This is a genomic window from Ruegeria sp. HKCCD7559, from assembly GCF_013110575.1.
GTDB lineage: Bacteria > Pseudomonadota > Alphaproteobacteria > Rhodobacterales > Rhodobacteraceae > Ruegeria.
Window position 1 is genome coordinate 81,764 of the sequence record NZ_WVQU01000004.1, and the last position, 13,246, is coordinate 95,009.

Annotated in this window: 14 protein-coding genes; 2 read left to right on the forward strand and 12 right to left on the reverse strand. The window is 59.1% G+C overall.

The annotated features are described in order from the left end of the window. Positions 1 to 35: 35 nt before the first annotated feature. From GS605_RS12690 to rplO, 12 genes are all read right to left on the reverse strand, one after another. Positions 36 to 743, reverse strand: a complete 708-nt coding sequence (locus tag GS605_RS12690; RefSeq protein ID WP_171724226.1) for an ATP12 family chaperone protein — start codon at positions 741 to 743, stop codon at positions 36 to 38. Between the two features lie 3 nt (positions 744 to 746). Then, entirely contained in the window at positions 747 to 1,418 is a 672-nt protein-coding gene (locus GS605_RS12695; RefSeq protein ID WP_171724227.1) for an HAD-IA family hydrolase, read from the reverse strand. Then, entirely contained in the window at positions 1,415 to 2,458 is a 1,044-nt protein-coding gene (locus GS605_RS12700; protein WP_171724228.1) for an RluA family pseudouridine synthase, read from the reverse strand. The genes GS605_RS12695 and GS605_RS12700 overlap by 4 nt, the downstream gene beginning before the upstream one ends. 375 nt (positions 2,459 to 2,833) lie before the next feature. Then, positions 2,834 to 4,144, reverse strand: a complete 1,311-nt coding sequence (locus GS605_RS12705) for a replication-associated recombination protein A (protein WP_171724229.1) — start codon at positions 4,142 to 4,144, stop codon at positions 2,834 to 2,836. Positions 4,145 to 4,147: 3 nt separating this feature from the next. After that, on the reverse strand, positions 4,148 to 5,533 hold the full coding sequence (locus GS605_RS12710) for a trypsin-like peptidase domain-containing protein (protein WP_171724230.1): 1,386 nt from the start codon (positions 5,531 to 5,533) through the stop codon (positions 4,148 to 4,150). Positions 5,534 to 5,692: 159 nt separating this feature from the next. Next, complete coding sequence (gene rplQ, locus GS605_RS12715) at positions 5,693 to 6,115, reverse strand: 50S ribosomal protein L17 (RefSeq protein ID WP_170687292.1); 423 nt, start codon at positions 6,113 to 6,115, stop codon at positions 5,693 to 5,695. Positions 6,116 to 6,245: 130 nt separating this feature from the next. Then, positions 6,246 to 7,262: a DNA-directed RNA polymerase subunit alpha gene (locus tag GS605_RS12720; RefSeq protein WP_117870179.1), complete on the reverse strand. Its 1,017-nt coding sequence runs from the start codon at positions 7,260 to 7,262 to the stop codon at positions 6,246 to 6,248. A 114-nt stretch (positions 7,263 to 7,376) separates the two neighbouring features. After that, on the reverse strand, positions 7,377 to 7,766 hold the full coding sequence (gene rpsK, locus GS605_RS12725; protein ID WP_008757289.1) for a 30S ribosomal protein S11: 390 nt from the start codon (positions 7,764 to 7,766) through the stop codon (positions 7,377 to 7,379). A 15-nt stretch (positions 7,767 to 7,781) separates the two neighbouring features. Then, on the reverse strand, positions 7,782 to 8,150 hold the full coding sequence (gene rpsM / locus GS605_RS12730; protein ID WP_008757392.1) for a 30S ribosomal protein S13: 369 nt from the start codon (positions 8,148 to 8,150) through the stop codon (positions 7,782 to 7,784). Between the two features lie 200 nt (positions 8,151 to 8,350). Continuing rightward, the gene (locus GS605_RS12735) at positions 8,351 to 8,995 is read right to left on the reverse strand and encodes an adenylate kinase (RefSeq protein ID WP_152456908.1); all 645 of its coding nucleotides are present in this window, start codon (positions 8,993 to 8,995) and stop codon (positions 8,351 to 8,353) included. Beyond that, positions 8,992 to 10,356 (reverse strand): preprotein translocase subunit SecY, encoded by a 1,365-nt coding sequence (secY, locus tag GS605_RS12740; protein WP_171634788.1) that lies wholly within the window; start codon positions 10,354 to 10,356, stop codon positions 8,992 to 8,994. The genes GS605_RS12735 and secY overlap by 4 nt, the downstream gene beginning before the upstream one ends. Before the next feature lie 109 nt (positions 10,357 to 10,465). Beyond that, complete coding sequence (gene rplO, locus GS605_RS12745; RefSeq protein ID WP_171634791.1) at positions 10,466 to 10,939, reverse strand: 50S ribosomal protein L15; 474 nt, start codon at positions 10,937 to 10,939, stop codon at positions 10,466 to 10,468. A 309-nt stretch (positions 10,940 to 11,248) separates the two neighbouring features. Here rplO and GS605_RS12750 point away from each other — a divergent pair, with 309 nt between their 5' ends. After that, positions 11,249 to 12,283, forward strand: a complete 1,035-nt coding sequence (locus GS605_RS12750; protein ID WP_171634793.1) for a fatty acid desaturase — start codon at positions 11,249 to 11,251, stop codon at positions 12,281 to 12,283. Positions 12,284 to 12,897: 614 nt separating this feature from the next. Continuing rightward, positions 12,898 to 13,104 (forward strand): cold-shock protein, encoded by a 207-nt coding sequence (locus GS605_RS12755; protein ID WP_152456904.1) that lies wholly within the window; start codon positions 12,898 to 12,900, stop codon positions 13,102 to 13,104. Positions 13,105 to 13,246 lie beyond the last annotated feature (142 nt).

Below are 13,246 nucleotides of genomic sequence, written 5' to 3' on the forward strand. Positions count from 1 at the left end.
GTTTACAGATTTGCTCAAAAAACCGGAATTTAGGATCAAACCGATATGTCAAAGAAGCGTTTGGCATGCATAAAGGCCGCTTTCTTGGCCTCGGCAACCTGATGGGCTTGTTCGTCATGGCCCCATTGTTCAATCTGCCAGGTTTCATCCAATCTTGAAATGCGCCATATCTCGTCCGGTTTGCGCCAATTCATGGCGGCCGCAAAGCCAAGAATCAATGACCCCGACAAGCTGACAAGATCGTGAAAAGCGGCCAGTTGGAACGCATCCAGCCCGTGCACCCGAGAACGCAATGTCGCCAGGGCGGATTCCGGCTGCGGTTGATGCAGGACGCCCGCAACCGGAACCAGACGGGCAGACAGCGCGGTCTCGGCCCAATCCAGGGCGGGATCCCATTCGGAGCACTGACGATCCTGCAACTCCTGCGGGTGGGTTGCGCGATAACACAATAAATCGGAATCGCCGTAATCGGCCAGCATGTCGGCCACTTCCCCGTGCTGGATGCGGACTTTGTCAATCGCTGCATTGGCAGAACGGGTGAACGGCATCACGGCAGGATCAACCTCTTTTTCCTGCGCATCCCATTCCCCTGCCACCGCTTCGGCCATGGGGCGGGTTGGCAGGATCAGGTCTGCCTTGGCGGGTGTTTTGACCCTGCGGCCATCCAGTTCGACGGTGAACCCGCCATCAACCGCGACAACGGTGCTGTCCTTCCAGAAGCGTTTCGGTTTCCAGTCACTCATCTTTCAATCCCACATCTCAGCCAGAGCATTGGGCAACTGGTCAAAGGTTTCGACAATGCAAGAAGCTGCGGTCAAAGCCGATCGGTCATGATAGCCCCAAGTGACGCCGATGCCGCGAACACCGGCAGCCGCGGCCATATCCATGTCAAAGCTCGTGTCGCCGATCATCACTGCACAACCCGGATCGACCCCGGTTTCCGCCAATGCGGTCTGCACCATGGACGGATGCGGCTTTGACGGGTGGTGATCCGCGACCTGCCGGGTCACGAAATACGGTTCCAGCCCATGGGCTTCGATCAATGCGTCCAACCCGCGCTGCGACTTGCCGGTTGCCACGCCAAGAAGCACTTCGGGCACGGCATGCAACGCTTCAATCGCCTCGCGCGCACCGGGGTACAGCGGCGAACTTGCCGCGCCCAATTCAAGACGATGGGCGTGATAGGCCTCTTTATACCCGTCGACCAGATCGTTCTGGACCGAGAGGGGCTGTTCCGGCGCCAACCGGGCGATGGCATGCGGCAGCGACAAGCCGACAATGGACAGGATCGCCTTTCGCGTCGGAACCGGCACGGAGGCGGCCTGAAAGCTGGCGGTCATGGAATGAACGATACTGCCCTGACTGTCGACCAGAGTACCGTCGACGTCGAACAGGACCAGCCGCAAGGGTGCGCTCATTGCAGCGCCTCAAACGGGTCATCAGCCGCCAGATCCTCGCTCCATCCGAACGTGTCCCAGCTGTGCTTCATATGCTCGGGCAAGGGCGCCGTCACGGTCACTGGTTTCCGCGTCACCGGATGCAGGAAGGACAGCCGCCGTGCGTGCAGATGCAGCTTTTTGCTGATGATCCCACCCAGTTGCGCACCCCATCCGTCGCCAAGGTTTTCCTGACCCGAACCGCCGTATTTTCCGTCGCCGATAATCGGATGTCCGATTGCGGCCATATGCGCCCGCAACTGGTGCGTACGTCCGGTGATCGGCTCCATCGCGACCCAGGCGGCGCGGCCGGCAACTCGATAAAGGGTTGCGTAATGCGTATGCGCGCGTTTCGCGCCCGGAGTTCTGTCAATTTCGTTCATATGCACGGGGATCATCTTTTCGCCCTCGCCGTGCTTGCCATGACCAGGCGCCTTGACAAGGCCGGTCTTGATCTCACCCAGATACGGTGTCGGCACCCCGGCAACCAGCGCCCAGTAGATCTTGCGCGTATCGCGGTGGCGGAAAGCGGCCGTCAAACCCTTGGCGGCTTCGCGGGTGCGGGCCAGCAGCAGAACACCTGACGTGTCCTTGTCCAACCGATGGACCAGCCGAGGGTTCTCGTCATAGTCGAACCGCAGCGCTTGGGACAGGCTGTCAACATGCCTTGTCTGCCCGCTGCCGCCCTGCACCGGCAGACCATGCGGCTTGTTCAGCGCCAGAACGTGATCGTCACGGTGGATCACGCAGGATTGGATCATCTTGGCATCCGCATCCGAGATGTGATGCTTGACCTCAGCCGGTTTGTGATCAGCGTCCGGCAAGGGCGGCACGCGAACCACCTGCCCTGCCTCCAACCGGGTCGAAGCTTTGGCGCGGCTTCCGTCAACACGCAATTCTCCCTTGCGGCACATCTTTTCAATGCGCCCCTGGCTGACATGCGGAAACAGGCGGCGCAGCCAGCGATCCACGCGCTGGTCCCCATCACCTTCAGCGACTGTAATCATCTGCACGCCACTCATGCCATTACCCCTTGTTCCGCGCGGGTGATCCGCCCGGATTGCGTGTTTATCCGTGTCCCAGAAATCATGGGCGTCTGTCGCGCGCAACGCGGCAAGAGTCAAGGTATCTGGCTCTGGATCTCAGATGTTCGAGAAGTCGCCGTGCCGCCCTGCTCCGTCCCGGAAACGGGTCGCACCAGCGGTTCCTGCGCGGCGAATGGCATCCAACCCGTTGGCCCATTCAACCTTAAGCGCGTCACAAACCGGTATTCCACGCGTTTCGATGATCGACCGGCATATCAAGTCCTCCGCTGCAAGCGTTGACCCAGGGGAAGCGCCCAATTTCAATCCAGTTGCCTGTGGCGCCGCGGAACCTTTACGATTGACCTCGCGTAACTAGCTGTTCCGCTGTGTCCGCAGCTTGGCAAAATAATCGAGGCGTTTCTTTAGCTCACGCTCGAAACCGCGCTCGACCGGCTGATACAAAACCGGGCGTTTCATCGTCTCGGGGAAGTAGTTCTGACCGGAAAACCCGTCCTCGGCATCGTGGTCATAGGCATAGCCCGCGCCGTAACCCTGTTCCTTCATCAAAGAGGTCGGCGCGTTCAGGATATGCTTGGGCGGTGGCTCGCTGCCGGATTGCTTGGCCAGCCGCATTGCCGCCTTGTAGCCGACATAGGCGCCGTTGGATTTTGGCGCCAGGGCAAGATAGACCAGCGCCTGAGCAAGCGCCAACTCGCCCTCGGGTGAACCCAGACGTTCGTAGGTTTCCCACGATTGCAAACAAATGGCCTGCGCCTGCGGATCGGCCAGGCCTATGTCCTCGACCGCCATGCGTGTGATCCTGCGCGCAAGATACCGCGGGTCTTCGCCCCCGGTCAGCATGCGCGCGAACCAATACAAGGCCGCATCGGGATCAGATCCGCGCACCGACTTGTGCAGTGCCGAGATCAGGTTGTAATGCTCATCACCAGACTTGTCGTATTTTGCAGCCCGCCGCATCAAACGCGTAGACAGCGCATCGGGGCCCAGCGGCGCATCCACCTTCCACGCCGAAACCTGTTCGATCAGGTTCAGCAAAGCCCGACCGTCGCCATCGGCCATCTCTTGCAACGCATCGCGGGCGGCAGGCGTCAATGGCAACGCGTGGCCCAGCTCTTTCTCGGCCCGCTGGGTCAGACGCTCCAGATCGGCAAGGCTCAGCCGTTCCAGCACCAGCACCTGCGACCGGCTAAGCACAGCGGCATTCAGTTCGAATGACGGGTTCTCGGTGGTTGCGCCGACCAACAGGATTGTCCCGTCTTCCATATGGGGCAGAAACCCATCTTGCTGAGCCTTGTTGAAGCGGTGAATCTCGTCCACGAACAACAAGGTGCCCTGCCCGTTCTGGCGGCGTATTTTCGCGGCCTCGAAGACTTTCTTCAGATCCGGCACACCGGTAAAGATCGCACTGATCTGAACGAAATGCAGATCGGTTTCCTGTGCCAACAGCCGTGCAATCGTGGTCTTTCCAACTCCGGGTGGGCCCCAGAAGATCAGGCTGGACAAACTGCCTGCCGCCAGCATGACACCCAGAGGGGCCTCGGGGCCCAGCACCTGCTCCTGCCCGATCACCTCGGCCAGGGATCGAGGCCGCAACCGGTCAGCCAGAGGCCGGTGAGGAGAAGCGGCGGGTTCTGCCGCCCCGGTATCGAACAGATCACTCACAGGTCACAGCCGGAACCGCAAAGAGACGGACCGCCCCCCGCGCACCAGACCTATCTGCACGTAACGGCCCGGATCGGTCAGCGCGGTCTCAACGTCCCGAGGGCGCTGGATCTCATCGGCATTGATGCTTTCAAGAATATCACCGGTTCGCAATCCCGCCCTTCCGCCATACGGGCCGGGATCCACCACGACGATACCGGTCAGCGACAGCGGCAATCCCATCCTGGTGATCACCGCGGGGTTGACCCGGGACACCACCAACCCCGGAAGAACGGTTCTGTCGTTCAACGTCGTTTCTTCGGCGGCCGGAACATCGGGGGCTTTGATAAGCGCCACCTCAACCTGGTCACTTTGGTCGCCGCGCAGACGGGTCAGAACCGAGGTTCCGCCCACTCCGGCGACCGACATCCGAAACTTCATCTCGGCGGGTGAATTGACCTCATCCCCGTCCACATGGGTTACCACGTCTCCAACTCTGAACCCTGCGTCGCGCAAAGGGCTGAGTTCATGCAGGTCAGAGATCACTACGCCCAACGGGATAGCCAGACCGAGGGATTCCGCGATATCCGCGCTCATGTGTTGACCCGACATACCCGCCCACGGGCTGACGAAACTGTCATTTCCCTGCTGCGCCTGCTTGAGGAATTGCGCCACCAGATTGGCAGGGATGGCAAAGCCGATGCCATTTGATCCACCCGATCGGGTCAGAATCGAGGTATTGATCCCGATAAGTTGGCCATTCACGTCGATCAGCGCCCCACCGGAGTTGCCGGGGTTGATTGCAGCATCTGTCTGAATGAAATACCCGCGGCCATTCCCGGTTGCCGTGCCCGTGCGCGCCAGCCCCGAGATGATGCCGGACGACACCGTCTGCCCCACCCCGAATGGGTTTCCGATGGCCAGGGCCAGCTCTCCGACTTCGACCTGATCTGAATCGCGAAGGGTCAGGAAAGGCAGGTCTTCGGCCCCTTCCAGACGCAGGATCGCGATATCGCTTTCCTCATGGCCCAGCACAACCTCAGCCGAAAACTCGCGCCGGTCCGTCGTGACAACCCGGATCTCGGTCGCGGACCCGACCACGTGATAGTTGGAAACGACGTACCCATCGTCAGACAGAATAACCCCGGAACCCAGCGAGTTTTGTACACGCTGACGGGGTTCGCCAAATCCCCGGCCAAAGAAATCCTGAAAGAACGGGTCCGAGAAAAACGGGCTAGCCCGGCCCTGCCGGACGATCTTGGCATAGATATTCACAACCGCCGGCGCAGCCTGTTTTACGACCGGGGCAAATCCCAACGAAATCTCGGCCTGTGACTGCGGAACTTTCGTTTCGGCCATTCCTTGCGTCGCGCAGGTCAAGGCAACAAGGGTCAGCATTACGCGGATCATGGTGGCTCCGTTTTTTGCGATTGGCCCAGATATGCTGACACAAAATCCGAATTGCAAGTCGGCGGTCGGGTATGCCCCGCAACATGCCGGCATGCCATAACGAAAAAACCTCCGTCCGGTTTCCCGAACGGAGGTTCGACCGTGACCCTGGGTCAGATCTTATTCTTCGTCTGCTGCCTCTTCGGCGGCAACGCGGGCTTTGTCGGCCGCGCCCTTGGCGTCGACGTCACGATCAACGAATTCGATGATCGCCATCGGGGCCATATCGCCATAGCGGAAGCCAGCCTTCAGGATGCGGACATAACCGCCCTGACGCTCGGCGTAGCGGGGGCCCAGAACTTCGAACAGCTTGGCGACGTCTTTGTCTTCCTTCAGCTGTGCTGCGGCCTGACGGCGGGCGTGCAGGTCGCCGCGCTTGCCCAGAGTGATCAGTTTTTCAACGATCGGGCGCAGTTCTTTTGCCTTGGGCAGAGTCGTTTTGATTTGCTCATGCTCGATGAGCGAGCCAGCCATGTTCGCAAACAGCGCCTTGCGGTGCTCATGAGTACGGTTCAGGCGGCGGTAACCACGTGCGTGACGCATTTTCTAGTTCCTTCTTTCGCGTTTTGCTTTGTCTGGCCGGCGATGCGTGTCACCGGCTCTCCTTGGGGCGGAAATGCCCATATTGTCCCCGGATATTCCCACTTCGGGCCGGGCATTGGGGAAGACGCGCTTAGAACGCGTCTTCGAATTTCTTCGCCAGATCTTCGATGTTGTCGGGCGGCCAGTCCTCGACATCCATGCCCAGGTGCAGGCCCATGCCGGAAAGAACTTCCTTGATCTCGTTCAGCGACTTGCGACCGAAGTTCGGAGTGCGCAGCATCTCGGCTTCGGTCTTCTGGATCAGATCGCCGATATAGACGATGTTGTCGTTCTTCAGGCAGTTTGCCGAACGGACCGACAGTTCCAGCTCGTCCACCTTCTTCAGCAGCAGCGGGTTGAACTCCAGACCATCGTCCTCGTCCTGACGGCTTGCCGATTCCGGCTCGTCGAAGTTGACGAAGATCGACAGCTGATCCTGAAGGATACGAGCGGCAAAGGCCAGCGCGTCTTCCGGCGTGATCGAACCATCGGTTTCGATCTTCAGGGTCAGTTTGTCATAGTCCAGAACCTGACCTTCACGGGTCGGCTGAACGTCATAAGCGACCTTTTTGACCGGCGAATAGATCGCATCAATCGGGATCAGGCCGATAGGCGCGTCTTCAGGCTTGTTCTTCTCGGCCGAGACATAGCCCTTGCCGGTGTTGACGGTCAGTTCCATGAACAGGTCAGCGCCATCGTCGAGGTGGCAGATGACGTGGTCGCGGTTCAGAACCTCGATACCGGCGCTTTCGCTGATGTCACCCGCGGTGACGACTGCGGGGCCTTTGGCATTGATCGACAGGCGCTTGGGGCCTTCGACTTCCATGCGCAGGGCAACCTGCTTGAGGTTCAGGATGATGTCGGTGACGTCTTCGCGAACGCCTGCGACGCTCGAGAACTCGTGCAAAACGTTGTCGATCTGGACGCTGGTGATGGCCGCGCCTTGCAGCGAGCTCATCAGGACGCGGCGCAGGGCGTTGCCCAGGGTCAGACCAAAGCCACGCTCCAGCGGTTCGGCAACCAGGGTGGCCTGACGTGCAGGATCATTGCCCGGCTTGGCTTCCAGCTGGGTCGGCTTGATCAATTCTGCCCAATTCTTGTGGATCATGTAATCCCTCCATTCCTGTCCGCGCCCCATGACCAACAAGGTGCAGACGCCCGAGGTTCAAAATGACGTGCTGGGGCCGTGCAGAAACACAGCCCCAGCTCAATTCAAAATCGCTTAGACGCGACGACGCTTCGGCGGACGGCAGCCGTTGTGAGCAATCGGTGTCACGTCGCGGATCGACGTGATGTTGAAGCCCACTGCAGCCAGCGCGCGCAGTGCCGATTCACGGCCCGAACCGGGGCCCTGAACTTCGACTTCCAGCGTCTTAACGCCATGTTCCTGCGCCTTCTTGCCTGCGTCTTCGGCAGCCATCTGAGCGGCGTAGGGGGTCGATTTCCGCGATCCCTTGAAGCCCATGGTACCGGCAGACGACCACGAGATGGCGTTTCCCTGTACGTCCGAGATCAGGATCTTGGTGTTGTTGAAGGTCGAATTCACATGGGCAACGCCCGATGCGATGTTCTTGCGCTCTTTGCGCTTAACGCGAGTCTTGTCACGTGCCATCGGTCAGACCCTCCCTTATTTCTTCTTACCAGCGATGGCCTTTGCGGGGCCTTTGCGGGTACGAGCGTTGGTGTGGGTACGCTGACCGCGAACCGGCAGGTTGCGGCGGTGACGCAGACCGCGATAGCAGCCCAGGTCCATCAGACGTTTGACGTTCATCTGAACTTCGCGACGCAGGTCACCTTCAACGGTGAAATTTGCATCGATGTGCTCGCGGATGGCCAGAACTTCGGCGTCGGACAGTTCGTTGACGCGACGGTGCGCTTCAATGCCCACGGCTTCGCAGATCGCTTTGGCCGAAGTGTTTCCGATACCGGTGATATATGTGAGGGCGATAGGTACCCGCTTTGCAGTCGGGATGTTTACGCCGGCAATACGTGCCACGTGTCACTTTCCTTTTCGTTGCGGTTCCGTAACTCCAGAACCTTTTTTCACAACGCTTTACCGTGGCAGTGTGGCCAGAGGGTTCAGCATTATTCGAGGTGGTCGGGGCGGTTGGGACGAATCCCGCACGCGGTCTTGATTCCCTTTAGGGATGGGGGTCGATATGGGCTTTTGGCGGTGCCGTCAAGCCCATATTGAAATCAGCCGAGAATGGCCTCGATCGACGCCGTGACTTCCTTGATGTCCGCCAGCCCGTTCACGGGGCGCAGATCGCCCTTGGCGTAGTAATAGCCGATCAGCGGAGAGGTCTTCTTGTAGTACTCCATCAACCGCGTGCGCAGACTGTCTTCGTTATCGTCGGCGCGACGAACGAAGTCATTTTCCTTGCCGCAGTTGGTGCACTTGCCGTCAGCCGGGATCGGCTTGGTCTTGTCGTTATAGACCTCACCGCATCCGCCACAGGTTGACCGTGCGGTAATCCGTTCCACCAGAGCATCGTCATCCACGCGCATCTCGATCACGGTATGCAGGGACTGGCCCAGCTTGGTCAGCAGAGCCGACAGCGCGTCGGCCTGTGCCAAAGTGCGAGGGAAACCGTCAAAGATGAAACCGGCGCCTTTTTCGGTGGTCAGTTTCTCTTCAATCAGGCCGATCACGATCTCATCGGTGACCAGCTTGCCCGCGTCCATGATCGCAGCAACCTTCTGGCCCATTTCGGTTCCGCTGGTCTTGGCCTCGCGCAGCATATCTCCGGTGCTGAGCTGCACCATCCCGCGTGTTTCCACCAGATGACGCGCCTGCGTTCCTTTCCCGGCCCCCGGGGGGCCCAACAGAATGATATTCATCGACGAGAGGGTCCCTTCCTGCCGCGTTTCTTGCCTTTGCCGCGCAGCTGGGACTTTTCGATAAGCCCTTCGTATTGATGCGCCAGAAGATGGCTCTGAACCTGCTGGATCGTGTCCATGGTCACAGAGACGATAATCAGAACCGAGGTGCCACCGAAATAGAATGGGATGGCAAATTGGCCCCGCAGGATTTCAGGCAGCAGACACACGGCGGCCAGATAGGCCGAACCCAGAACCAGCACGCGATTGACCACGTATTCCAGATACTCGGCGGTTTTCTTGCCGGGGCGGATACCGGGCACGAACCCGTTCTGCTTTTTCAGGTTGTCCGCCACATCGTCCGGCTTGAACGACACGTTGAACGTGTAGAAATAGGCGAAGAACACGATCATCGACGCGAAGAACAGCAGATACAGCGGCTGTCCGGGGCCGAAATTGGCCAGCAGCCACGACATGACCGGCCCGTTGGCAGCACCGGACGAGAAGGTCGAGATCGTGACCGGCAGCAGCAGCAGCGAGCTGGCGAAGATCGCCGGAATGACACCCGCAGGGTTGACCTTGACCGGCAGGTGGCTTGAGCCGCCTTCGTAGATTTTCATACCGGCCTGACGACGCGGATACTGAATGTGGATCTTGCGCAGGGCACGCTCCATGAACACCACGAAGGTGATGACCGCGATTACCATGACGATCACGCCAACGATCACGGCAGGGCTGATCGCTCCGCTGCGGCCGCTTGCAAAGAACTGCGCCAGAGCAGCCGGAACCTCGGCGATGATGCCGACGAAGATGATCAAAGAGATACCATTGCCGATCCCGCGCGCGGTGATCTGTTCACCCAGCCACATCAGGAACATGGTGCCGCCAACCAGCGTTATCATGGTCGACATGCGGAAATAGAGCCCCGGATCAGTCGCCAGATCGCCCGATTCCAGCGAAACGGCCAGACCGTAGGCCTGAACGGTGGCCAGAGCCACGGTGCCGAACCGGGTGTACTGGTTGATCTTCTTGCGCCCCTGCTCGCCCTCTTTCTTGAGCTGTTCGAGCGCGGGAACCATGGATGTCAGCAGTTGAACGATGATCGAGGCCGAGATGTAGGGCATGATGCCGAGGGCAAAGATACCCATCCGCCCCAGCGCCCCGCCGGTGAACATCGAAATCATGCCGCCGATGCCCTGCCCCGCCTGCTCCATGAATTCGCGCAAAGCTGCTCCGTCAATCCCCGGCACCGGAATAAAGGTGCCCAGACGATAGACGATCAGCAAACCCAGCGTGAACAGGATGCGGTTGCGCAGATCGGTGGCCTTGCCCAAAGCAGCCCAGCTTGTGTTGGCTGCCATTTGTTCTGCTGCTGATACCATAAATCGGTCTCTCTTATGCAAACGCCGCCCGGAACCGTTTTCCGGCTCGGACGGCGTCTTGGAAAACTCTGAGGTCTATGTAAGCGGGTCTTTGCCCGCTCACAAGCGATTACTCTGCCGCAGCAGCTTTTGTGACCTTCAGTGAACCGCCCGCTTTCTCAACTGCCTCGACGGCAGATTTCGAAGCACCGGTTACTTCAAGGTTCACCTTGGCGCTGATTTCGCCTTTGGCCAGAACGCGGATACCGTCCAGCTTGCGGCGCACCAGACCGGACGCAACCAGAGCGTCTTCGGTGATCGCAGCCGAAGCGTCCAGCTTGCCGGCGTCGACGAATTTCTGGATCAGACCCAGATTGATAACGGCGAATTCCTTGCGGTTCGGCTTGTTGAAGCCGCGCTTGGGCAGACGCTGGTACAGCGGCATCTGGCCGCCTTCGTAGCCATTGATGGCCACACCCGAACGGGATTTCTGGCCTTTGATACCACGGCCACCCATTTTACCTTTGCCGGAACCGGGACCACGGCCAACGCGGGTGCGTTTCGGTGCGGCGCCAGGATTGTCGCGCAGTTCGTTCAGTTTCATATCGCTTCTCCTAAGCCGGATGTGACCCCGAAGCGTGATGGGCCAAACACGGCATTTCTTGGTTTTGATTCTCGTGGCGGAAAGCCACCGCAGGCGTATAGGCCCGATGACCGCACTTGACAAGCCTGTAGATTGTCCTGCGCCGCGAAGTGTCGGCATGAGGTCTTGAGCCCAGTGTTACGCAAAGGGCACCTCTGCTGGCATTTGACCGAAAAGTGACCGTGAAATGCAGCGACCTTTACAAAAACCGCTTGCTATGTCGGGGGGGTCGTCTATCCGGTGGCCTGCAAACACTTGACTGGCAGGCATATGACTGAACCCTCTCTCTCCCTCCGCGACAAGCCGGAGACCACCGCCGCACGTGACTGGGTAACAACGCTTGCCAAATATCGCGAACCGGACCAAATGCGCAGCTCTTTTGAACTGGGCGTAAGCATTGTCCCCTTTTTCGGGCTGTGGGCTTTGTCCTGGATGTCGCTGTCAGTCAGCTATTGGCTGGCCTTTGTGATTTCCGTCCTCAATGCTGCCTTTCTGTTGCGCTTGTTTGCCATCCAGCATGATTGCGGGCACGGCGCGTTCTTCAAAAACCGCGCCGTCAGCGACTGGATCGGGCGCGGCATCGGAGTTCTGACACTGACACCATATGATGTCTGGCGCCGCACGCATTCCACGCATCACAACAGTTCCGGCAACCTGGACAAGCGCGGGATGGGCGATATCCACACCCTGACCGTGGCGGAATATCGGGCCAAAACACCACTGAACAGGTTCTGGTACCGCGTGTACCGAAACCCGATCACCTTGTTCGTGCTTGGCCCTGGCTATCTGTTCCTGTTTCAAAACCGCCTTCCGCTGGGCCTGACAGACAGCGTCAGGTTCTGGGTCAGCGCCATGGCGACGAATCTTGCGATTCTGGTTGCCCTTGTGGCCATCTACTATTTTGGCGGGCTGATGCCGATGTTGCTGATCTTTCTGCCGTCGACTCTGATTGCCGCAACGGCCGGCGTTTGGCTGTTTTATGTACAACACCAGTTCGAGAACACGCATTGGGACGCCGATGCAGACTGGCAACTGCATGAAGCGGCGCTGCACGGAAGTTCGCACTATATCCTGCCCTCGGTGTTGCAGTGGTTCAGTGCCAATATCGGCATCCACCATGTACACCACCTCTACAGCCGCATTCCGTTCTACCGTCTGACCGAAGTGCTGCGCGATCATGAAGAACTGGCAAACAGCAACCGAATGACCATCCGGGAAAGCCTCGCCAATGCGCGGCTTCACCTGTGGGACGAGAAGAACCGTCGTCTTTTGTCCTTCGCCGAGGCCCGCGCACTTTATGGGTAACAGGCATGCCCGGCGCTTTCATTTCTGAAATCAAAGCGCATGCCTTGCGTCAACGGCAGGCGTGTGGCGCGGGACAATCTCCATCCATCGCGACGACTTTGGTGGGCGTTATGTTGACAGAGAATGCGCGCGTCACAAACCAGTATTCAGCCGAAGCAAACGCAGGCGAGATAAAGACATCTTCATCCGGATCGCGGCTGGTTTGGTCGCCGACGCCTGGACGGGACAGCGATCAAGATTGCCGCAAACCGCATCGCGCCCTGCATTGCTGCGAAAAGGTCGCGTGACCATCTGGTGACATGAACACCACTCTGCACGGCATTTGTGATGACCAAATGCGGCCGTTCAACCCGTTCGTCGACACTGGGCAAGGCGTGGGCACCGTAAAAGAATACTCGCCCCCCGCGCATGTGGGCACGGCAGAAATCGGTCATGCCCTTGCACAAATCGAACGAAATCCCTTGTCACACCCCCGCCCCGATGCCATATGCAAAGAGCTTACGTTTTTCTATTCGACCTACTGTCTCCTTCATCGGCAGTCAGTCTATCGATACAGACCGACGACGCCAGGCTGCCGCAACTCCGTGGGCAGCACTCAAACAGGAGACACGGATATGCCAGCAGGCACCGTAAAATGGTTCAACACCACCAAAGGCTTCGGCTTCATCGCACCGGAAGAGGGCGGCAAAGATGTATTCGTACACATCTCGGCTGTCGAACGTTCGGGCCTGACCGGTCTGGCCGACAACCAGAAAGTCACGTACGAGCTGCGCGCCGGTCGTGACGGCCGCGAAAGCGCCGACAGCATCCAGCTGGCCTGAGCTTGATATCGGGTGAGGGGATCCCCCTCGCCCCTTTCTCGCCACAACCTCGGGTGGCAGACAGGACACATCACGTCCACGTGATGACTGCCCTAGAATTGACCAAATATCATATGATGATGAAATTGGTTTCAGTTTCATT

Coding starts and splice junctions, on each gene's coding strand:
- secY (WP_171634788.1), bottom strand. CDS start 10,356: ATGGTATCAGCAGCAGAACAAATGGCAGCCAACACAAGCTGGGCTGCT.
- GS605_RS12720 (WP_117870179.1), bottom strand. CDS start 7,262: ATGATCCACAAGAATTGGGCAGAATTGATCAAGCCGACCCAGCTGGAA.
- GS605_RS12735 (WP_152456908.1), bottom strand. CDS start 8,995: ATGAATATCATTCTGTTGGGCCCCCCGGGGGCCGGGAAAGGAACGCAG.
- GS605_RS12695 (WP_171724227.1), bottom strand. CDS start 1,418: ATGAGCGCACCCTTGCGGCTGGTCCTGTTCGACGTCGACGGTACTCTG.
- GS605_RS12750 (WP_171634793.1), top strand. CDS start 11,249: ATGACTGAACCCTCTCTCTCCCTCCGCGACAAGCCGGAGACCACCGCC.
- GS605_RS12700 (WP_171724228.1), bottom strand. CDS start 2,458: ATGAGTGGCGTGCAGATGATTACAGTCGCTGAAGGTGATGGGGACCAG.
- rplQ (WP_170687292.1), bottom strand. CDS start 6,115: ATGCGTCACGCACGTGGTTACCGCCGCCTGAACCGTACTCATGAGCAC.
- GS605_RS12710 (WP_171724230.1), bottom strand. CDS start 5,533: ATGATCCGCGTAATGCTGACCCTTGTTGCCTTGACCTGCGCGACGCAA.
- rplO (WP_171634791.1), bottom strand. CDS start 10,939: ATGAAACTGAACGAACTGCGCGACAATCCTGGCGCCGCACCGAAACGC.
- GS605_RS12755 (WP_152456904.1), top strand. CDS start 12,898: ATGCCAGCAGGCACCGTAAAATGGTTCAACACCACCAAAGGCTTCGGC.
- GS605_RS12690 (WP_171724226.1), bottom strand. CDS start 743: ATGAGTGACTGGAAACCGAAACGCTTCTGGAAGGACAGCACCGTTGTC.
- rpsK (WP_008757289.1), bottom strand. CDS start 7,766: ATGGCACGTGACAAGACTCGCGTTAAGCGCAAAGAGCGCAAGAACATC.